This is a genomic window from Qipengyuania sp. (assembly GCF_964227205.1).
In the GTDB taxonomy this organism is placed as follows: Bacteria; Pseudomonadota; Alphaproteobacteria; order Sphingomonadales; family Sphingomonadaceae; genus Qipengyuania.
In genome coordinates, this window is sequence record NZ_CAXQVB010000001.1 from 51,930 (window position 1) to 70,771 (window position 18,842).

Annotated in this window: 16 protein-coding genes; 5 read left to right on the top strand and 11 right to left on the bottom strand. The window is 65.2% G+C overall.

Translation table 11 applies throughout. The annotated features are described in order from the left end of the window. Positions 1-61: 61 nt before the first annotated feature. The 5 genes from ACEQZ0_RS00305 to plsY all read right to left on the bottom strand — a co-directional run bounded on the left by ACEQZ0_RS00305 (position 62) and on the right by plsY (position 6,859). Positions 62-1,885 (bottom strand): diguanylate cyclase, encoded by a 1,824-nt coding sequence (locus ACEQZ0_RS00305; RefSeq protein ID WP_370187089.1) that lies wholly within the window; start codon positions 1,883-1,885, stop codon positions 62-64. A gap of 199 nt (positions 1,886-2,084) precedes the next feature. Beyond that, entirely contained in the window at positions 2,085-2,267 is a 183-nt protein-coding gene (locus ACEQZ0_RS00310) for a hypothetical protein (RefSeq protein ID WP_370187092.1), read from the bottom strand. Next, on the bottom strand, positions 2,267-4,843 hold the full coding sequence (topA, locus tag ACEQZ0_RS00315; RefSeq protein WP_370187095.1) for a type I DNA topoisomerase: 2,577 nt from the start codon (positions 4,841-4,843) through the stop codon (positions 2,267-2,269). Before topA ends, ACEQZ0_RS00310 begins: the two co-directional genes overlap by 1 nt. 292 nt (positions 4,844-5,135) lie before the next feature. After that, a complete protein-coding gene (dprA, locus tag ACEQZ0_RS00320; RefSeq protein ID WP_370187097.1) occupies positions 5,136-6,245 on the bottom strand; it encodes a DNA-processing protein DprA in 1,110 nt (369 codons plus the stop codon). Further along, on the bottom strand, positions 6,242-6,859 hold the full coding sequence (gene plsY, locus ACEQZ0_RS00325; RefSeq protein WP_370187100.1) for a glycerol-3-phosphate 1-O-acyltransferase PlsY: 618 nt from the start codon (positions 6,857-6,859) through the stop codon (positions 6,242-6,244). The genes dprA and plsY overlap by 4 nt, the downstream gene beginning before the upstream one ends. An 81-nt stretch (positions 6,860-6,940) precedes the next feature. Here plsY and murI point away from each other — a divergent pair, with 81 nt between their 5' ends. From murI to ACEQZ0_RS00345, 4 genes are all read left to right on the top strand, one after another. After that, positions 6,941-7,738, top strand: a complete 798-nt coding sequence (gene murI / locus ACEQZ0_RS00330) for a glutamate racemase (RefSeq protein WP_370187102.1) — start codon at positions 6,941-6,943, stop codon at positions 7,736-7,738. A 109-nt stretch (positions 7,739-7,847) separates the two neighbouring features. Beyond that, positions 7,848-9,068: a 5-aminolevulinate synthase gene (gene hemA, locus ACEQZ0_RS00335; RefSeq protein WP_370187836.1), complete on the top strand. Its 1,221-nt coding sequence runs from the start codon at positions 7,848-7,850 to the stop codon at positions 9,066-9,068. A 63-nt stretch (positions 9,069-9,131) separates the two neighbouring features. Continuing rightward, the gene (locus tag ACEQZ0_RS00340; protein WP_370187104.1) at positions 9,132-10,322 is read left to right on the top strand and encodes a cell wall hydrolase; all 1,191 of its coding nucleotides are present in this window, start codon (positions 9,132-9,134) and stop codon (positions 10,320-10,322) included. A 62-nt stretch (positions 10,323-10,384) separates the two neighbouring features. Further along, positions 10,385-11,080, top strand: a complete 696-nt coding sequence (locus ACEQZ0_RS00345; RefSeq protein WP_370187106.1) for a nitroreductase — start codon at positions 10,385-10,387, stop codon at positions 11,078-11,080. Positions 11,081-11,083: 3 nt separating this feature from the next. On the opposite strand, the gene ACEQZ0_RS00350 is transcribed toward ACEQZ0_RS00345, so the two are convergent. From ACEQZ0_RS00350 to ACEQZ0_RS00375, 6 genes are all read right to left on the bottom strand, one after another. Then, a complete protein-coding gene (locus tag ACEQZ0_RS00350) occupies positions 11,084-11,494 on the bottom strand; it encodes a response regulator (RefSeq protein ID WP_370187108.1) in 411 nt (136 codons plus the stop codon). Beyond that, positions 11,494-12,900, bottom strand: a complete 1,407-nt coding sequence (locus ACEQZ0_RS00355; RefSeq protein ID WP_370187111.1) for a sensor histidine kinase — start codon at positions 12,898-12,900, stop codon at positions 11,494-11,496. The genes ACEQZ0_RS00350 and ACEQZ0_RS00355 overlap by 1 nt, the downstream gene beginning before the upstream one ends. Positions 12,901-12,969: 69 nt before the next feature. Continuing rightward, positions 12,970-14,172: a type III PLP-dependent enzyme gene (locus tag ACEQZ0_RS00360; protein ID WP_370187114.1), complete on the bottom strand. Its 1,203-nt coding sequence runs from the start codon at positions 14,170-14,172 to the stop codon at positions 12,970-12,972. A 189-nt stretch (positions 14,173-14,361) separates the two neighbouring features. Continuing rightward, positions 14,362-15,540, bottom strand: coding sequence for a carboxynorspermidine decarboxylase (locus tag ACEQZ0_RS00365; RefSeq protein ID WP_370187116.1), 1,179 nt, complete (start codon positions 15,538-15,540; stop codon positions 14,362-14,364). Then, the gene (locus ACEQZ0_RS00370) at positions 15,540-16,487 is read right to left on the bottom strand and encodes a peptidyl-alpha-hydroxyglycine alpha-amidating lyase family protein (RefSeq protein WP_370187118.1); all 948 of its coding nucleotides are present in this window, start codon (positions 16,485-16,487) and stop codon (positions 15,540-15,542) included. Before ACEQZ0_RS00370 ends, ACEQZ0_RS00365 begins: the two co-directional genes overlap by 1 nt. An 89-nt stretch (positions 16,488-16,576) precedes the next feature. After that, positions 16,577-17,788 (bottom strand): saccharopine dehydrogenase family protein, encoded by a 1,212-nt coding sequence (locus ACEQZ0_RS00375; RefSeq protein WP_370187119.1) that lies wholly within the window; start codon positions 17,786-17,788, stop codon positions 16,577-16,579. Positions 17,789-17,850: 62 nt separating this feature from the next. Between ACEQZ0_RS00375 and ACEQZ0_RS00380 the strand changes: the two genes are divergently transcribed. After that, positions 17,851-18,810, top strand: a complete 960-nt coding sequence (locus tag ACEQZ0_RS00380) for a threonine/serine dehydratase (RefSeq protein ID WP_370187122.1) — start codon at positions 17,851-17,853, stop codon at positions 18,808-18,810. The last annotated feature ends 32 nt before the right edge of the window (positions 18,811-18,842 follow it).

Here is an 18,842-nt window from a genome sequence, read left to right on the forward strand (position 1 = left end):
CCGCTCGAGCCTCCCGTGATGACACCCTATGAAACGCATCGCGGAGCGCAGGCGTTCGCGTTCACCCCCGTTGCGAGCGGAGCTGCAAACCCTCTTCGCGAATCCGTGCGACTTCGACGCAATCGCGCCCACTCTTTTTCGCTCGGTACATCGCGGCATCGGCCGTCTGGACCAGTCGGCTCAGGTCGCAATGCTGCGGCACGCTGGCAACGCCCACCGACACTGTGACCTTGCCGAGCATCTTGCCGGCATGCTGGACGTCCAGATCGCTGATGCGCGAACGGATTTCTTCGGCCCGGATGGCCGCCTGCTCGCAGGTGAGGTCCGGCAAGAGTACGCCAAATTCCTCACCTCCGTAGCGGAACGCGAATTCCGGTTCGCGCGTCGCTTCTTGCAGGACCCCGGCCAGTTCACGGAGCACTTCATCGCCTGCCGCGTGACCGAAACGGTCGTTGAGGTTCTTGAAGTGATCGACATCCAACATCAGGCAACTCAACTGCGTCGAGCCATCTGCCTGGCCCGCGCGGAAGCCCTCCATGACACGCTCGAAATTGCGACGATTGGGCAATCCGGTCAGCGGATCGTGCAGTGCCAAACTGCGCAGCGCATCGCGCAGCTTGATGTTTGCGAGCGACAGGCTGATGTTCTCGGCGAGCATGTCGATGTAGTTCTCGGGCGTCGGGACCACCCCGGCTTGGTCTGCGCGGACTTCGAGGTAGAGCAGGCCCAGCGTCTCGTTCTGCGCCATCAGCGGTAGACAAAGCGTATCGGGAAGCTGCCCCTCAGCCAATGCGAGATGCTGGCAAGGCACATCGACTCCGCCACTCGCAGGTCGGTGCGGCAGACCACGTCGCAGCGCCCAACAGGCGGACGGCGCGAATTCCCCCTGTGAATGAACCGGTTCCTGCCAGGTGCAAGCCTCGACCATCGCGTTGCGATGCTCGTCGAACAAGTACAGCCGCCCCGCACGGCCGGGATCGATCTCGGGCAGGAAGCGACGCACCACATCCTTGAAATCCTCGAGCGTATCGCAACTCTGCATGCGCTGGGTCATGCGCGACAGCAGTTCGCGTAGAGTAGTGTCGGCATCGCGCTCGGCCTGGAGGCGCTGCCGGGCGAGCCCGTTTTCGCGGAAAACGCGGATCGCTTTCGCCATATCGCCGATCTCGTCGATCTGGTTCACTTCGGGTAGTTCGGTCGCGTAGTCTTCCTCGGCAAGCCTGCTCACCACATCGCTCAGCCGGACCACGGGATGCAGGACACGGCGCTTGAACACGAAATACAGGACGCAAAGGAACAACAGACCGGTGACCGCAAGAACGATTTCCGCGAGCAGTTTCCAGGTAGCCGCAACCGCCGCCGCGTCCTCGACCACTCTCGCTATCCGCGCATCGAGCAGGTCCTGAAAACGCTGGACCAGTACTTCGGCGCGGTTGAGCTCGCGCTCGTATTCGGGGCCGAACAGAATCCGCCGGGCGCGTTCCTCGTCGCCCTGCCGGTAGGCGGCCATCGCCTCGACCTGTTCGTCATGCAGCGAATCCGCCCAGCGGATTGCCTCGGCCAGTGTGGCCAGTTCGGCGCGCGAGGCGCCGGCCTCGCCGATGTGTTCGATCCGCCGCTCGACCGAAGCCAGTTCTTCCTCGTCGCGGCGGTAGACGATGGCATAGGTCTCGTCGCCGGTGTTGACGTATTGCCGCGCATTTTCGCTCATGGCGTAGATGTCGATGCCGAGCCGCGAGGTCGCCTTGTCGAGCTGATAGCGCTGTTCGACCGCGGCACGCTCGCGATCATGCGCGTTCGAGGCCAGCAGCATCATTACGCCGGATACGACGGTTAGCGCGACCGTCGCGCCGTAAGCGGCATTTGTGATGGTTGCCAGACGCATGTCAGGATTGTGGCACGCAAGGCCAAAAGAAGCGTTAAGGGGGCCCGGGTGCGACCCCTGATCGGGTCTTACAGATCGGCTTCCTTCGCGCTGGCTAATACCTCCGGCGTCATCGCCGCTGATCGGCTCGCTCCGCTTTGCGCTGGCGTCGGCGGCCAGCCAGATGGCGGAACCGCGCGAGTCGGGGCCGAGCGCTCGCTTACCGCTTCTTGGCGATGCCGATCTTGTTCTTCTTGGCGAAGTCCTTGGTCGATTCCTCGCTTCGACCCAGCGCCTTGGCAATTTCCTTGAGCCCCTTGCCCTTGGCGGCGAGCGTGCGGAGCTGGCCCGCTTCCTCGCCGGTCCAGGGCTGCTTGTGGCGCTCGAAGCGGTCCTTCGCCATCAGCCGGCCACCTTCTTCGCTGCGGGCTTTTTCGCCGGGGCCTTCTTCTTCGCTGCTGGCTTCTTCTTGGCGGGAGCCTTCTTCTTGGGCGCGGCCTTCTTCTTCTTTTTCGCCGGGCCCTTGGCCGCGCGGGCGTCGATCAGCTCGATCGCCTGCGCTTCGGTGACGTCCTCGGGCTTCATGTCCTTGGGGATCGTCGCATTGGTCGTGCCGTCGGTCACATAGGGGCCGTAGCGGCCCGGCATGACCTTGATCTCGCCGCCGCTGGTCGGGTGTTCGCCCAGCGTCTTGATCGGTTCGGCCTTGCCGCGCCCGCCGCCGCGATTGGCGGCCTGCGCAAGGATGTCGACCGCACGATTCATGCCTACCTCAAACACATCGCGCGTGCTCTGCAGCTTGCCGTATTTGCCATCGTGGCGGAGATAGGGGCCGTAACGCCCTATTGCGGCTTCGATTTCCTTACCGGTCTCCGGGTGCGTCCCGACGATGCGCGGCAGGCTCAGCAGCTTCAGGGCCCATTCGAGATCGAAATCGTCGAGATCCTTGGGAATGCTCGCGCGCTTGGCCTCCTTGCCCTCGCCCAGCTGGATATAGGGGCCGAACCGCCCGCTCTTGCGCTCGACCGGCAATCCGGTTTCGGGATCCTTGCCGAGCACGCCGTCATCGGCGCCATCCTCGCTGTCGGCCCCGCCGGGCTTGGCGAACTGGCGGGTGTATTTGCATTCGGGATAGTTGGCGCAGGCGACGAAGGCGCCATAGCGGCCCCCGCGCAGCGCCAGCCTGCCCCCTTCGCGGCCCTCGCTCTCGCACAGCGGGCAATGGCGCGGGTCCTTGCCGTCGGCGCGCTCGGGGAAAAGGTAGTCCGACAGGAAATCGTCGAGGACTTCGGTTACTTCCGAAGGCTTCTTCTCCATCACCTCTTCGGTCTTGGGCTTGAAGTCGCGCCAGAAGGCCTCGAGCAGCGTCTTCCAGTCTTCCTTGCCGTCCGAGACCACGTCGAGCTCGTCCTCGAGCCCGGCGGTGTAATCGAAGGCGACATATTGCGGGAAGAAGCGTTCGAGGAAGGCGGTCAGCAGGCGCCCAGATTCCTCGGCGAAGAAGCGGTTCTTCTCCATTCGGACATAGGCGCGGTCGCGCAGCGTCTGGATCGTACTGGCATAGGTCGAGGGACGGCCGATGCCGAGTTCCTCGAGCCGCTTGACGAGACTCGCCTCGGAAAAGCGCGGCGGCGGCTGGGTGAAGTGCTGGTTGGCCTCGACCCCGCGCTTGAGCGGTGCATCGCCCTTCGAGATCGTCGGCAGCAAGCCGTCCTCGTCATCCTCGGCGTCGTCGCGGCCTTCCTGATAGACCGCGAGGAAGCCCGGGTATTTGACCACCTGGCCGGTGGCGCGCAGCTCGTGCCGCCCGGTCGGATCGCGCAAGGTGACGGTGGTGCGCTCGAGGCTGGCGGCGGCCATCTGGCTAGCCATCGCGCGCTTGAAGATCAGGTCGTAGAGCTTGGCCTCGTCGCCCGAGCCGGCGCGGTCGCGATTGAAATCGGTCGGACGGATCGCCTCGTGCGCTTCCTGCGCGTTCTTGGCCTTCGTCTTGTACATGCGCGGGGCATCGGGGAGCGCGTGGCCGCCATAGCGATCGGCCACGGCCTTGCGGCAGGCAGCGATCGCGCTGCCATCCATGCTCACACCGTCGGTACGCATGTAGGTGATCGCGCCGGCCTCGTAGAGCGACTGCGCCAGCCGCATCGTGTGGCTCGCCGAAAAGCCCAGCTTGCGCGCGGCTTCCTGCTGCAGCGTCGAAGTGGTGAACGGGGGCGCGGGATTACGCTTGAAGGGCTTGGTCTCGACCTCTTCGACGGTGAAGTTCGCACCCTCGACCGCCGCTTTGGCGGCCATGGCGCTGCCTTCATTGCCGAGCGTCAGCTTGTCGAGCTTGCTGCCGTCATATTTGACCAGCCGCGCATCGAATTCGGTGCCGTCGTGCTGTAGCTTGGCGATGATCGACCAGTATTCGTCGGCCCGGAAGCGTTCGATCTCGATCTCGCGATCGACGATCAGCCGCAGCGCGACCGATTGCACCCGGCCTGCGCTCTTGGCGCCGGGCAGGCGGCGCCAGAGCACCGGGCTGAGCGTGAAGCCGTAGAGATAGTCGAGCGCGCGGCGCGCGAGATAGGCGTCGATCAGATCCTGGTCGAGATCGCGCGGCGCCTTCATCGCATCGGTCACCGCCTGCTTGGTGATCGCGTTGAAGGTGACGCGCTCGACGTCCTTGGGCAGTGCCTTGCGCTTCTGCAGCAGCTCGCGAACATGCCAGCTGATCGCCTCGCCTTCGCGGTCAGGGTCGGTCGCGAGGATCAGGCGGTCGGCCTTCTTGGCACTGTCGGCGATTTCCTTGAAGCGGCTCTGCTTGTCGCGATAGAGTTCCCAGTCCATCGCGAAGCCTTCGTCGGGACGCACGCTGCCATCCTTGGGCGGCAGGTCGCGGACATGGCCGTAGCTGGCGAGGACCTTGAAGTCCTTGCCGAGGTATTTCTCGATAGTTTTCGCCTTGGCCGGCGATTCGACGATGACCAGTTGCATGGTGGAAAAGGCAGTCCCTTACGTGTGTACGTGCGTATACGCGCGAAAATGGGGACCGGGTCCAAAGCCCGTCAAGCGACAAAAAAAGGAACGGGCCGCCCGTAAGGAGGTACGAAGGCGGCCCGTCGCGAGCGCCGTTGGGGGGTGCCCGCTTTCAAATCTGGTGACGGGAAGCCGACCGAATCGTCCGCTCCCGAAGGCCGAGCATATGACAGAAACGACAGGCGCGCTTGCATGTTTGCGTCAATCTTGCGGTCGCCCGGATCGCCCCTTGCGAGCGCGTTCCGGGAGGTCAGCCGGCCAGGCTGACGCGCCCTCCGGCGTGCCGCTGAAGCCTTCCGGCGACTTCGAGTTCGAGCAGCGCCAGTTGCACCGCACTGGGGCTATCGCCCGACTGGCGGATAAGCTCGTCGACCGCGACGGGGGCGGTGGTGAGCAGGCCGGCGACCTCGGCGGGTTCGGCATCGGCCAGCTCGCCGGGATCGAAATCGAACGTGGGCGCACTCTCGCGAAAGCTCGAGCGGGGCTGGCCGTCGAAGCCCGAGAGCAATTCGACCACGTCGTCCGGGCTCTGCACCAGCACCGCGCCCTCGCGGATCAAATGGTTGCAGCCGTGGCTGCGCGCTTCCAGCGGGCTGCCGGGGATCGCCATGACCTCGCGCCCCGCCTCGCCCGCCAGCCGGGCGGTGATCAGGCTGCCCGACTTGATTGCCGCTTCGACCACCAGCGTGCCTGCGGCAAGCCCGGCGATGATGCGATTGCGGCTGGGGAAATGGCTGCCGCGCGGTTCGGTGCCCGGCGGCTGTTCGGCGAACAGCAGGCCGTCGCTGGCAATCCGCTCCTGCAGCTCGGCATGCTGCGGCGGATAGGCAATGTCGATCCCGCTGGCGATCACCCCGATGGTGCCTGGGAAGGCGCCCTCATGCGCCGCGCCGTCGATCCCGCGTGCGAGGCCCGAAACGACGATGAAACCGGCCTCGGCCAGCCCCTTTGCAAAATCGCGCGCCAGCTTGACCGCCGCCGCGCTGGCATTGCGCGCACCGACCATTGCGACGCAGGGCTTCGCCGCCAGCGCCAGATCGCCGCGCCAGGTGAGGATCGGTGGCGCGCTCTCGAGTTGATGGAGTAGCGCGGGATAGCCCGGCTGGTCGTGGAACAGGTATCTGGCGCCCGCCATGCGTACCGCCTCGATTTCGCGCTCAACCGTATCGGCGGGGCAGGCGCGGTATCGCCGCCCTCCCCGCGCGGAGAGCTCGGGCAGCGCGGCGAGCGCCTCTCCGGCGCTGCCGAAGCGCTGCAACAGCATGGCGTAGCTGACCGGCCCGACATGCGGCGAGCGTAGCAGGCGGATGCGGGCGAAGGCCTCGTCCTGCGACAGCGCGGGCGGGCCCGCGCCGCTCATTCCTTCTTGCCGCCGACCCGGGGTTCCTCGCCCTTCATCAGCCGCGCGATATTGGCGCGGTGGAGATAGATGATCAGCAGCGCGATCGCGGCCAATACGGGGAAGAACTGCGGATAGCCGAACAGCGGCGCGGCCGCCGCCGCCGCGACCACGGCGGCCATGCCGGCAAGCGAGGACACGCGGAAGATCGCCAGCACGCTCAGCCACACGAAGGCGTAGGCGAGGCCCAGCGGCCAGGCGAGGCCGAAGGAAACCCCGGCATTGGTCGCCACGCCCTTGCCGCCCTTGAAGCCGAGCCAGACGGGGAAGCAGTGACCGAGCACAGCCGCACCCGCGGCAAAGGCCTGTCCGACCTCGCCCCAGATCTGGCCCGCGATGACCACGGGAGCGAGGCCCTTGAGCAGGTCGAGCACCAGCGTCGCCGCGGCGAGCCCCTTGTTGCCCGTGCGCAGCACATTGGTCGCGCCGATATTGCCCGAGCCGATCTGGCGCACGTCGCCCATACCCGCGGCCCTGGTCAGGAGCAGCCCGAACGGGATCGAGCCGATCGCATAGCCGAGCAGTGCTGCAAAAAGTTCGTTCACGGCAATCTCCGGTCTTGGGGCGGACGGCATGCGGTGCGCCCTTCCTCCTTGAACGCGCTCTAAAAGGTAGTACGGCCCTTCGACAAGCTCAGGCCGCACGGAAAATCCACTTTGGACGCATCCTCCTCCCCCATCCTGCTGTTCGATTCGGGCGTCGGCGGGCTCACAGTGCTCGGCGAATTGCGCAAGCTTCTGCCGCAAGCCCCGGTGATCTATGCCGCCGACATGGCCGGCCTGCCCTATGGCGCGAAGAGCGAGGCCGAGATCGCCGCGCGCGTCGCCGGCCTGCTCGGCCGGATGGCCGAACGCTACCAGCCGCGCCTGATCTGTATCGCCTGCAACACCGCCAGCACGATCGCGCTGGGCATGGTCCGCGACGTGCTCGAAACACCGATCGTCGGCACCGTGCCTGCAATCAAGCCTGCCGCGGCAATGACGAAAACTGGGGTCTTCGGTCTGCTCGGCACCGAAGCGACGATGCGGCAGAAATACGTCGACGACCTCGAGCACGAATTCGCGGTGGGCAAACGCTTGCTGCGCCACGGCACCAACGGGCTGGTTCCGCTGGCCGAGGCCAAGCTGCGCGGGGAGAGCGTGCGGGTCGCGGATGTGGCCGAGGCTGCCAAGGGGCTGATGCTCCAGTTGCACGGGCGCGAGATCGACACGATCGTGCTCGCCTGCACCCATTTCCCGCTGCTCGAGGACGAACTGCGCGCCGCCTTCGGCGAAGAGATCGCCTTCGTCCACGGGGCCCAGGGCATCGCGCGGCGGATCGCGCAGCTTACCGAGGGGCAGGTTTTCGAACGCACCACACCCGACTTCGCCATAACCACCGGGCCGATCGAGGATTTTCGCCGCCTCGCGCCCGCCTTCGAGGCCTATGGGATCGGCGAATTGCGCGCCTTTTGACCTGCGAATGGCTCGCAAAGATCGCAGTGGCGATTTGCAACCGTTTCGACTAGGGCGAAGGGCATTGGACAGCCGCGGACGGGCGGCGCAGCGACGGGCGAATACGCCAGTGAACTACGACCAGATTTTCGACGAAGCGATCTCGCGGCTGCACGAGGAAGGCCGCTATCGCGTCTTCATCGACATCCTGCGCAACAAGGGCGCCTTCCCCAATGCGCGCTGCTTCGCCGGGCACAATGGCCCCAAGCCGGTCACCGTGTGGTGTTCGAACGATTATCTCGCGATGGGCCAGCACCCCAAGGTCATCGCCGCGATGGAAGAGGCGCTGCACGATGTCGGCGCCGGCAGCGGCGGCACGCGCAATATCGGCGGCAACACGCATTACCACGTCCAGCTCGAGGAAGAGCTCGCCGACCTCCACGGCAAGGATGCCGCGCTGCTGTTCACCAGCGGCTATGTCTCGAACGATGCGACGCTGTCGACCGTGGCCAAGCTGCTGCCCGGCTGCGTGATCTTTTCCGACGAACTCAATCACGCCAGCATGATCGCGGGCATCCGTAATTCGGGCTGCGAAAAGCGCGTCTTCCGCCACAACGACCTCGAGCACCTCGAGGAACTGCTCGCGGCCGAAGATGAGGCAACGCCCAAGCTGATCGCCTTCGAAAGCGTCTATTCGATGGATGGCGACGTGGCCCCGATCCACGCGATCTGCGACCTCGCCGAGAAATACAATGCGCTGACCTATATCGACGAGGTCCACGCGGTCGGCATGTATGGCGCGCGCGGCGGCGGCATTTCCGAACGCGACGAAGCCGCGCACCGGATCGACATCATCGAGGGCACGCTGGGCAAGGCTTTCGGCGTGATGGGCGGCTATATCGCGGCCGACAAGAAGATCGTCGACTGCATCCGCAGCTACGCTCCGGGATTCATCTTCACCACCTCGCTCAGCCCCGCGCTCGTCGCGGGCGTGCTCGCGGCGGTGCGCCACCTCAAGTCGAGCAGCGTCGAACGCGACGGCCAGCAGGAAGCCGCTGCGCTGCTCAAGCAGAAGATGCGCAATGCCGGACTGCCGGTGATGGACAGCGTCACCCATATCGTCCCGCTGATGGTGGGCGATCCGGTGCGCGCCAAGAAGATCAGCGACATCCTGCTCGCCGAATACGGCGTCTACGTCCAGCCGATCAACTTCCCCACCGTGCCGCGCGGGACCGAGCGCCTTCGCTTCACCCCCGGCCCGGCGCATTCGCCCGCAATGATGGACGATCTCGTCGCCGCGCTGGTCGAGATCTGGGACCGGATGGACCTCGACCTCGCCAAGGCGGCGTAGCAGGCGCCGACCCCGGCTTCCCCAAGCACTGGCAGCCGGGTTATTTCGGTATAGATAGGCCAGATGGACGATCCGCGTTCGACACCGCATGCCGGGCACGATGGCTTGCCGCTGCTGGCATTCGCCGCGCTCGTGGTGTTGCCTTTCGTGCTTCTGTTCCTGTTCGGGCATGACCGGGCCTCCGTTCCGCGAGCGCCGGAGACCGGGACCTCCACCCACGCGCCGGCCATCCCGGTACCCGATCTGCCTGCCGCGGGAGACGATACGGTCGTCCTGTCGGAGTTGGCAGAACCCGATGCGCGGACGCGCAATGCGGCAGTGGCTTTCGCTTCGGTCGGCCCCGGCAAAGCCGTGCCCTTCACCTTCCGCGGGAGCGCCGACGACCGTAGCCGCGCGCGCGACTGCCTGGCGCTGGCGGGCATGGCCGAAGCCGGCGGCGACGATCTCGGCCAGCGCGCGGTGATGCAGGTCGTTCTCAACCGCGTGCGCCACCCCGCCTTCGCCGGGACGGTTTGCGGCGCGGTGTTCGAAGGTTCGCAGCGCCCCACCGGCTGCCAGTTCAGCTTCACCTGCGACGGTTCGCTGGCGCGACGCTATTCCGACACGGCGTGGTCGTCGGCACGCCGCCGCGCAGAGGCCCTGCTCGATGGCGCGATCGAGCCCGCGGTGGGCAATGCCACCCATTTCCACGCCGATTACGTCTATCCCTGGTGGAGCGACCGGCTCGACAAGGTGGCGCAGGTCGGCGCGCACCTGTTCTTCCGCTGGCGTGGCTTCTGGGGCAGCCGCACCGCGCTCTCGGCACGCTATGCCGGGGGCGAACCCGACCCGCTGCGCCTGCGCGAAACCGCACTCGCAGTCGCCGCCGCCAATCCCTTGCCGACACTGCTGCAGAGCGGCGAGGCGGTGCGCAGCATTACCAGCGCGGCAGTCGAGCGCCCCCCCGAAACCGCCGCCACCGTTCCCCCCTCGCCCGGCGCGGGGGTGCATTTCGTGCTCGTCGCTCCGGGCGATTCGCCCGCTGCACTGGTCGAGCGCGCGCGCGGCCTGTGTCGCGGCAAGGGCTATTGCCGGGTGCAAGGCTGGAGTTCGAGCGCGGATATTCCCGCCGCGCTGCCGCTGACCGATGCCGCGAGACGGAGCCTGCGGTTCAGCTATCTCGCCGCGAGCGCGGGCGGCAGCGAGGCGGTGTTCCTCGACTGCCGGACCTTCCCCAGCCCAGCAATCGGCACCTGCCTGCCCGCTTTACCGTAAGGGATTTTGCGCGCCCGATTCGCTGCGCTACCCCTGTCTGCCGAACAAGGGAGAGAGCGAGAATGAGCGGCAGTCCGGATATGACCTATGAAGAGGTGGTGATGGGCCGCCGCTCGATCCGGGGCTATCTCGACAGGCCGGTACCGCGCGAGCTGATCGAGGAAATCCTCACCATGGCGATGCGCTCGCCGACCTCGATGAACACGCAGCCGTGGCATTTCCACGTCATCACCGGCGAACCGCTCGATGCGATCCGCAAGGGCAATACGGAAAACATCCTCGCGGGCGTGCCCGACAGCCGCGAATTCCGTCGGGGCGAGCCCTTTGGCGGCGTTCACCGCGAACGCCAGGTCGGCGTCGCCAAGCAATTGTTCGGCGCGATGGGGATCGAGCGCGACGACAAGGAAGGCCGCCAGGACTGGGTGCTGCGCGGGTTCCGCCAGTTCGACGCGCCGGTCTGCGTGATCGTGGCCTATGACAAGGAATTGTCGGGCAGCGACGACACGCCTTTCGATTGCGGTGCGGTAACCACCGCGCTGGTCAACGCCGCGTGGTCGCGCGGGCTCGGCTGCGTGATCAATTCGCAGGGTATCATGCAAAGCCCCGTCGTGCGCGAGCATGCCGGAATTCCCGATGATCAGGTCATCATGAAGGCCGTCGCTATGGGCTGGCCCGACGAGAGCTTTCCCGCCAATGCCGTGGTGAGCGAAAGGAAGAGCGTGGCCGAAGCCGCGCGCTTCGTAGGGTTCGCGGAATAGGCTTTAGCCGACCAGCCCCGCCAGCACGCGCAGCAGGGCTTCCCCGGCCACCGGCTTGGCGCAAACCGGCTTGTCGGGATAACGGCCCTCGAGATCGTATCGCGTGGCATGTCCGGTGTGGAACAGGAAGGGCTTGCCCAGTTCGATCAGCCGATCGGCCACTGGGAAGACGTCGCGCCCGCGCAAGTCCACATCCAGAACCGCAGCATCGAATTGGACCGTTGCGATTGCGCCAAGTGCTTCATCGACAGTGGCGCATTCCGCCACTACCCGCGCCCCGGCACGCTCTATCTCGTCTGCCAAATCCATGACGATGAGCGCTTCATCTTCGACAAGGACAATGTCTTTGCCTTCCAGCGTGACAGGACCGGCGGCAGGAGAACCAGTCCCTCCTATGGGCAACCTCTCGCTCATCAGGATATTCCTTCCATGTCGCCAGCGCCCGAAGGCTCGTGTTCGCGATCTTCGACCGTCGGGACGAAAAACTCGACCTCGAATTTGTCGGGACTGGCGGTCCGCGTCATCGGGCCGCCCAGCTGCGTAGCGCAGGCCCGCTTCAGGCGGCTGCCGAAACCCGATCTGACCGTTTCCGGTGGGGCCATACCACCCCGCCCCTCGGTCCAGCGTAGGGTCACCCCGCCGTCGACCTGTTCCCAGGAGATTTCGACCTTGGCCGACGCGTCGGCTTCGATGGACAGGCCGCCATACTTCACCGCATTCGTCGCCAGTTCGTGGAGGATCAGGCCAAGCGGGGTTAGTGCTGTACGCGGTACCAGGACATCGCTGCCCTCGATATAAATCCTGCGGCCAGGCTGGCTGTGCGGTTCAAGGACGGTCTCGACCAGGCCCTTGAGCGGCACGGGCTGAAGTTCTTCATTCTCGATGGTGAGCGCGTGTGATCGGCCCAGCGCGTCGATCCTGGCGGTAAGCTTTTCCGCATCGATCCTGCCATCCTCTTCACTGCGCGCGCTCTGGCGCACCATCGAGCGGATCAGGGCGAACAGGTTCTTCACCCGGTGGTTGAGTTCGCGGTTGAGGACCACCAGCTTGTCCTGCGCCTTCTCGCGTTCGGCAATGGCCATTTTGAGCTGTTCACGCTCGTGGCGCAGATCGACGAGTTCGGAAAATTCGCTGGCCAGCTTGCGTGCCCCGCTATCCATCGTGGCACCGGTATTCGTTGAGACCATCAGGTCGGCCAGGTGTGGGTTTTCTGCCATCACCTCTTCCATGTCCGGTTCAGTCCGGATCTCGGGATGCAGGACGGTCCAGTAATGCGCAGTCCGGACGAATGCGAGCAAAGCCAGCAGGAACTCCGACCGGTCAACGCCCAGCGCATGAGAGAGCGCAAACCGGATTTCCTGTGAATTACGCGGATTCTCGAATAATCTTCCGGCGAGGTAGAAGATATCGCGCTCTATTTCGCTGCCGCGTGCCAGCCCGGCAGTTCCAGCGGGCAAGCCGGTCAGCCTGCGGGTGGCGTCCTCGACATCCGTTTCACCCGGATCGAGAGCGATGTCGAACAGCTCGATGACGTCGTCTACGCTGTGGGGCTGAATGCCGGCATCGCCCGCGACATACCCTTCCCCGATAAGGAAACCGACGTGGCGGATCAGGCAGTACCGCGCTTCGCAAAAGCGCGACAGATAGACGAAAAGCCGTTCCTTGAACTCGGCGGGAAGCGGATTGTCGAGATAGGCGCTGCAGGCGAATTTCCACAATTCCCCCGTCACCAAGGGACTCGGCCCATCGGAGAAGAAGCTCGGCAGCATACCCATGCGCCGAACAACCTCGTCGGATAGACCATGCTTGATGCCGTCCATTTAACCCCCGGAACCTACTCACCCCGCTGCGTCAACCGACGACTGTGAGCAAAGTTCCGGCACCAGGGGTTAACGCAGGCTCACCACATTGTCCGCCGCCGGGCGCTGGCGGCTGCCGTCGTAAAGGCTCGCCATCGGCTCATCGGTGACGACGATCCGCTCCGCGGCGCCGAAGCCGTTGAAGTCGGTCTTCATCGCCGCGCCATAGGCGCCGAGCATGCCGATCTCGATGAAATCGCCGGCTTGGATGTCCTCGGGCAGGCCGAAGGGACCCTGCATGTAGTCCGCATCGTCGCAGGTCGGGCCGTAGAAGGCGAAGTCCATCTCTGGCTTGATGAGGTCGTCTTCCAGCGCGCGGACCGGGAACTTCCAGTCCACATGCGCAGCATCGAACAGTGCGCCATAGGCGCCGTCGTTGATATAGAGTTCCTCGCCGCGGCGCTTCTCGACCTTGACGATCAGCGACGAATATTCGGCGCACAGCGCCCGGCCCGGCTCGCACCACAGCTCGGCGTTGTAGGCGATCGGCAGATTGTAGAAATTCTGGTGGATGATCTGGAAATAGTCCTCCAGCGGCGGAGGCTCCATGCCCGGATAGACCGACGGGAAACCGCCGCCGACATCGATCATGTCGATGACCACCGAAGCCTCGCCGATGGCGATGCGCACGCGCTCGAGCGCCTGGACATAGGCGAACGGCGTCATCGCCTGGCTGCCCACGTGAAAGCACACGCCGAGCCAGTCGGCATGTTGGCGTGCGGTCTGGAGCAGCTCGGGCGCCTCGGTCAGGTCGCAGCCGAATTTCGACGCGAGGCTGAGTTCGGAATATTCGCTCGACACGCGCAGGCGAATGCACAGGCGCAGGTCCTGCGCCGGTTCGCCGTCTTCGTTGCGGCAGGCTTCGACGATCTTCTCGAGCTCCTCGACCGAATCGAGGCTGAAGGTTTTGACGCCATGCGTGTGATAGGCTTCGCGGATCGCGCTGGGTGCCTTGACCGGGTGCATGAAGCACAGCACGGCATCGGGCAGTACGCCACGCACCAGGCGCACTTCGGCGATCGAGGCAACGTCGTAATGCGTCACGCCGTTGTCCCACAGGATCTGGATGAGATCGGGCGAGGGATTGGCCTTGACCGCATAGAGCGATTTGCCCGGGAACTTCTCGACGAAGAAACGGGCCGCGCGCGCAGCAGCGTGCGGGCGGTTCAGGATTACGGGTTCGTCGGGCGCGAGAGCGCGAACTACGGACCGGGCGTCAGGAAAATGCGGCAACTCAAGGGACCCCCAAAACGGTTAGGTTTCAGACAAGGCTGCCTTGCGGTTCGAGTCCCCTTGGGGCAGCGGAGCGGCGCACATAGGGGATATGCGCAAGAACGCAAGCGGATTCGGCGCCTGCGGCTTGTCGGTTTTCACAGGAACAAAGGTTGGCGAGGCCGAGCGTTCCGCAGGTCGGCCGCGCGATCAACTCAGCCGGTCGCGGAAGGTCTCGTAGCCGAATTCCTTGACCAGCTCGAGCTGGTCGGTCTCGCTGTCCCACAGGTAGATGCTGGGTAATTGGACCCCATTGAAGGTGTTGGTCTTGACCATCGAGTAATGCGCCTGGTCGAGAAAGGCGAAGCGCTTGCCCACCTCGGCGCCGCCGGGAATGCGGTAATCGCCGATGACGTCGCCCGCGAGGCACGACGGGCCGCCGATGCGCACCGCGGGCGCTTCGTGATCGGTGCTCTCGCCCAGCATGGCGGGGCGATAGGGCGCCTCGATCACGTCGGGCATGTGGCAGGTCGCCGAAACGTCGGCCACCGCGATGGGCACTTCATTGTAGCCCGTGTCGAGGATCGTGCCGACGAGGATGCCCGCGTCGAGCGCAACCGCCTCGCCCGGTTCAAGGTAGATTTCGGCGCCGGTATCGTCCTTGGCGTCCTTGAGGAACTCGACCAGCTCCTCGCGCTGGTAGTCGGCGCGGGTGATGTGGTGACCGCCACCCATGTTGATCCACTTGAGGTGCCCGAACCACGGTTCGATTGCGTCGAACACCTTGTCCCAGGTCTGATGCAGCGGTTCGAAATCCTGCTCGCACAGATTGTGGAAATGGATGCCGTCGACCTGCGCCATGATCTCGGGGGTCAATTGGTCGAGCGGGAAACCGAGGCGGCTGCCGGGGCTCGAGGGATCGTAGCGCGGTACTTCGCCGGTCGGGTGCATCGGATTGATGCGCAGGCCGACATCGAAATCCTGCCCCGCAGCGCGCGCCTGTTCGAGGATCAGCGACGCGCGCTCGAGCTGGCCGGGCGAATTGAAGATCACGTGGTCGGAAAGCCGCAGGACTTCCTCGAGTTCTTCCGGCTTGTACGCAGCCGAATAGGTAGCGATCTCGCCGTCGTAGAACTCGCTCGCCAGCCGTGCTTCCCACAGGCCCGAGGTGCATACGCCGTCGAGATATTCGCCGATGATCGGCGCGGCCGACCACATGGAGAACGCCTTCAATGCGGCGAGCATCTTGATCCCCGCCGCGTCGCGAATGTCGGCCAGGACCTGGCAATTGGCGCGCAGTTTCGCCGCATCGACCACGAAGGCCGGGCTGCTTACGCGGCCCAGGTCGAAATGGACGAAGGCGCCCGGGTCGCCGGCTTTGGTTTCCATCAATCGTCTTTCGCTTGTTGCGCCAGTTCGAGGGTGAGCACGCGGTGCCCCTCGACATCGGCGAGATAGATTGTGCCGTCTGCGCCGATCGCAAGGTCGTGCCCCTTGGTCGGGCCCTTGCCGCCTGCATCGAGGATGCGTTCGACCGTCCCGTCGGGACGCCACACGCGGAGGATGGCGCCCGAACGCTCGCCCGCGTCGCGCCCTTCGAGCGAGACGAAATAGCCCTGCCCCAGCGGTTTGACCGCATAGGGATAGCCGGGCGTGTCGAGGCTCTTCAGCAGGCGACCGGCCTTGCTATAGATCCGGATTCGCGCATTCTCGCGGTCGGCGACATAGACCTTGCCGTCCTTCACCGCCACCGAGTGCGGAATGGCGAGCCCGCCGCTGCCCGAACCTTCGTGCCCCCATTGGGTGAGATAGTGCCCCTGCCGGTCGAAGACGATGATCCGCGAATTCGCGTAACCGTCGGCGACGAAGACCTTGTCGCCGTCGAAAGCGACATCGGCGGGCCGTCCGAAATGCGTATGATCGGCACCCGCAACGCCGCGCTCGCCCAGCGTCATCTCGAGGGTGCCGTCGTGCGAGAAGCGCAGCAGCTGTTCGCGCTGGACGTCGGTGATCCAGACCTTGTCGGCTTCGTCGACCGAGAGCCCGTGCGGCATCACCGTCTCGCCTATCCCCCAACGTCCCAGCAGCGTGCCGTTGCGCGCGAACATGAAGACCACCGGCTCTTCGATCGGATCGGACGGGAACGGTTCTTCCCACACCCGCCCGGCACGCTGGAGCACGAAGACATGCCCGTGGCTGTCGATATCGACTGCGCTCACCTCGCCCCAGGCGGTACCCTCGGGCACCCTGGCCCAGTCGGCATCGACCTCGGCTCGCGGCGCGTTTTCGGGCGGCGCCGGCGAGCTGCATGCTCCCGCGCCGAGCAAGGCAGCCATTGCGAGGATCCTCAGGCGCGCGGGCGCCCCGGATCGGGTCGACCTGGGTCGCCCGGCATCGCTCGCAATGGGTGCGACTTGCTGCAAAACTAGAACTCGACCGGGCCGTCGAGCTCCTTCACCTGCCACGGCAAGCCGTGTTCGCCGAGCATTTCGAGGAAGGGATCGGGATCCATTTCCTCCATGTTGAATACGCCGTCGCCGTTCCACTTGCCGGTGACCATCATCGCGCTGCCGACCATGGCGGGCACGCCCGTGGTATAGGAAACCGCCTGGTTGCCGGTTTCCTCGTAAGCCGCCTCGTGGCTGCAGATATTGTTGATGTAGAAGGTCTTCTCGCCCGAGCCGTCGAGTGCCTCGCCGGTCGCGATGACGCCGATATTGGTGTTGCCCTTGGTCGTTTCGCCGAGCGTTTCGGGCTTGGGCAGGACCGCGGCGAGGAACTGCAGCGGGATGATGTCCTTGCCCTGGTACTTGACCGGGTCGATCCGCGTCATGCCGACATTCTGCAGCACGGTCAGGTGCTTGATGTACTCGTCGCCGAAGGTCATCCAAAAGCGCGCGCGCTCCATTTCGGGGTTGAACTTGGCGAGGCTTTCGAGCTCCTCGTGGTACATCATGTACATGTTCTTGGGGCCGACACCCTCGAAGTCGAATTCGACCTTCTTGGCCATTGCCGGAGTCTCGACGAATTCGCCGTTCTCCCAGTGACGCGCAGGCGCGGTCACTTCGCGGATGTTGATTTCCGGGTTGAAATTGGTGGCGAAGGCCTGGCCGTGATCGCCGCCGTTGCAATCGAGGATGTCGAGCTGGCGAATGGTCTTCAGCTTGTGCTTCTTGAGCCACATGGTGAAGACGCTGGTGACGCCCGGATCGAAGCCGGAACCGAGTAGCGCCATCAGCCCGGCGTCCTTGAAGCGGTCGTGATAGGCCCACTGCCAGTGGTACTCGAACTTGGCTTCGTCCTTGGGCTCGTAATTCGCGGTGTCGAGATAGCTCACGCCTGCCTCGAGGCAGGCATCCATGATCGGCAGGTCCTGGTAGGGCAGCGCGAGGTTGACGACGAGGCTCGGCTTGACCTTGCGGATCAGGTTGACCATCGCCGGGACTTCTTCGGCATCGATCTCGTAGGTGCTGATTTCCACCCCGGTACGCTCTTTCACGCTCGCCGCGATCGCGTCGCACTTGGCCTTGGTGCGGCTGGCAAGGTGGATGTCCGAGAAGATATCCTTGTTCATCGCCATCTTGTGGACGCAGACCGAGCTGACGCCGCCGGCACCGATCACGAGGACTGTCGACATGTGTGTATTCTCCGAATTCGAATCTTGCGCGCTCCCCTAGCGAAATGCGTTAAGGCCGCCAAATGATCCGAGACGATATCCGCCAACCGACCCGCGAGGGGGTCCTCGATGCCGCAGACAAGATCGCGGCGATTCTTCCGCCCACACCGCTGCTCCCGGTGACCATCGACGGCGTGCGGTGCTGGGCCAAGGCCGAGGTGCTTCAACCGGTCGGCGCGTTCAAGGTCAGGGGGGCTTGGAACCGGCTTTCCGCGCTCACCGAAGCCGAGCGGGCGCGGGGTGTCGTGGCGGTGTCATCGGGCAATCATGCGCAGGGCGTGGCCGGGGCCGCAAAGCGCCTCGGCATCCCGGCGGCCATCGTCATGCCGCGCAATGCCCCGCAGGTGAAGCTCGAGGCGACCCGAGCGCTGGGTGCCGAAGTCGTGCTCTACGACCGCCCCGGCGAGGACCGCGACGAGGTCGCGGCGAAACTGGTCGAACAGCGCGGTGCGGTGCTGGTCCATGCCTTCGGCGATCCCTGGGTGATCGAGGGCCAGGGCAGTGCCGGGATCGAGGCCGAAGGCCAGCTCGGTCGCACGCCTTCGCGCTTCATCGCCTGTTGCGGCGGTGGCGGACTTGCGGCGGGCCTCGCCCTCGCCTGCCCCGAAGCCGCGATCCACGTGGTCGAGCCGCAAGGCTGGGATATGGTCGGGCAATCGCTCGCCGCGGGCGAAATCATAAGCGTAGGGGCCAGCCCGCCAGCCACCATCTGCGACGCGCTCCAGCCCGACGCGACCAAGCCGGTCAACCTTTCGGTGCTGCAGGGCCGCGCCGAACCGGGCGTTGTCGTAACCGACGAAGAGGTGCGCGCTGCCCAGCGTTTCGCCTTTGCCAAATTGCGGCTGGTGGTCGAACCCGGCGGGGCTGCGGCGCTGGCAGCGGCGCTGGCGGGCAAGGTCCCGCTCGACGAAAGCACGGTAATCATGCTGACCGGCGGCAATACCGATGCAGCAAGTTTCGCCGCGATGCTGACCGCTCCTTAGGATCGTTTGACAACGGCCGCGGCGCGCAGCAC

Excerpts from the sequence above, each read along its gene's own strand:
- ACEQZ0_RS00350 (WP_370187108.1), bottom strand. The coding sequence starts at position 11,494 with ATGAGCGAGAGGTTGCCCATAGGAGGGACTGGTTCTCCTGCCGCCGGT.
- ACEQZ0_RS00340 (WP_370187104.1), top strand. The coding sequence starts at position 9,132 with ATGGACGATCCGCGTTCGACACCGCATGCCGGGCACGATGGCTTGCCG.
- ACEQZ0_RS00310 (WP_370187092.1), bottom strand. The coding sequence starts at position 2,267 with ATGGCGAAGGACCGCTTCGAGCGCCACAAGCAGCCCTGGACCGGCGAG.
- ACEQZ0_RS00375 (WP_370187119.1), bottom strand. The coding sequence starts at position 17,788 with ATGTCGACAGTCCTCGTGATCGGTGCCGGCGGCGTCAGCTCGGTCTGC.
- ACEQZ0_RS00370 (WP_370187118.1), bottom strand. The coding sequence starts at position 16,487 with ATGGCTGCCTTGCTCGGCGCGGGAGCATGCAGCTCGCCGGCGCCGCCC.
- topA (WP_370187095.1), bottom strand. The coding sequence starts at position 4,843 with ATGCAACTGGTCATCGTCGAATCGCCGGCCAAGGCGAAAACTATCGAG.
- ACEQZ0_RS00355 (WP_370187111.1), bottom strand. The coding sequence starts at position 12,900 with ATGGACGGCATCAAGCATGGTCTATCCGACGAGGTTGTTCGGCGCATG.
- dprA (WP_370187097.1), bottom strand. The coding sequence starts at position 6,245 with ATGAGCGGCGCGGGCCCGCCCGCGCTGTCGCAGGACGAGGCCTTCGCC.
- ACEQZ0_RS00365 (WP_370187116.1), bottom strand. The coding sequence starts at position 15,540 with ATGGAAACCAAAGCCGGCGACCCGGGCGCCTTCGTCCATTTCGACCTG.
- plsY (WP_370187100.1), bottom strand. The coding sequence starts at position 6,859 with ATGCCGTCCGCCCCAAGACCGGAGATTGCCGTGAACGAACTTTTTGCA.
- ACEQZ0_RS00380 (WP_370187122.1), top strand. The coding sequence starts at position 17,851 with ATGATCCGAGACGATATCCGCCAACCGACCCGCGAGGGGGTCCTCGAT.
- ACEQZ0_RS00345 (WP_370187106.1), top strand. The coding sequence starts at position 10,385 with ATGAGCGGCAGTCCGGATATGACCTATGAAGAGGTGGTGATGGGCCGC.
- ACEQZ0_RS00305 (WP_370187089.1), bottom strand. The coding sequence starts at position 1,885 with ATGCGTCTGGCAACCATCACAAATGCCGCTTACGGCGCGACGGTCGCG.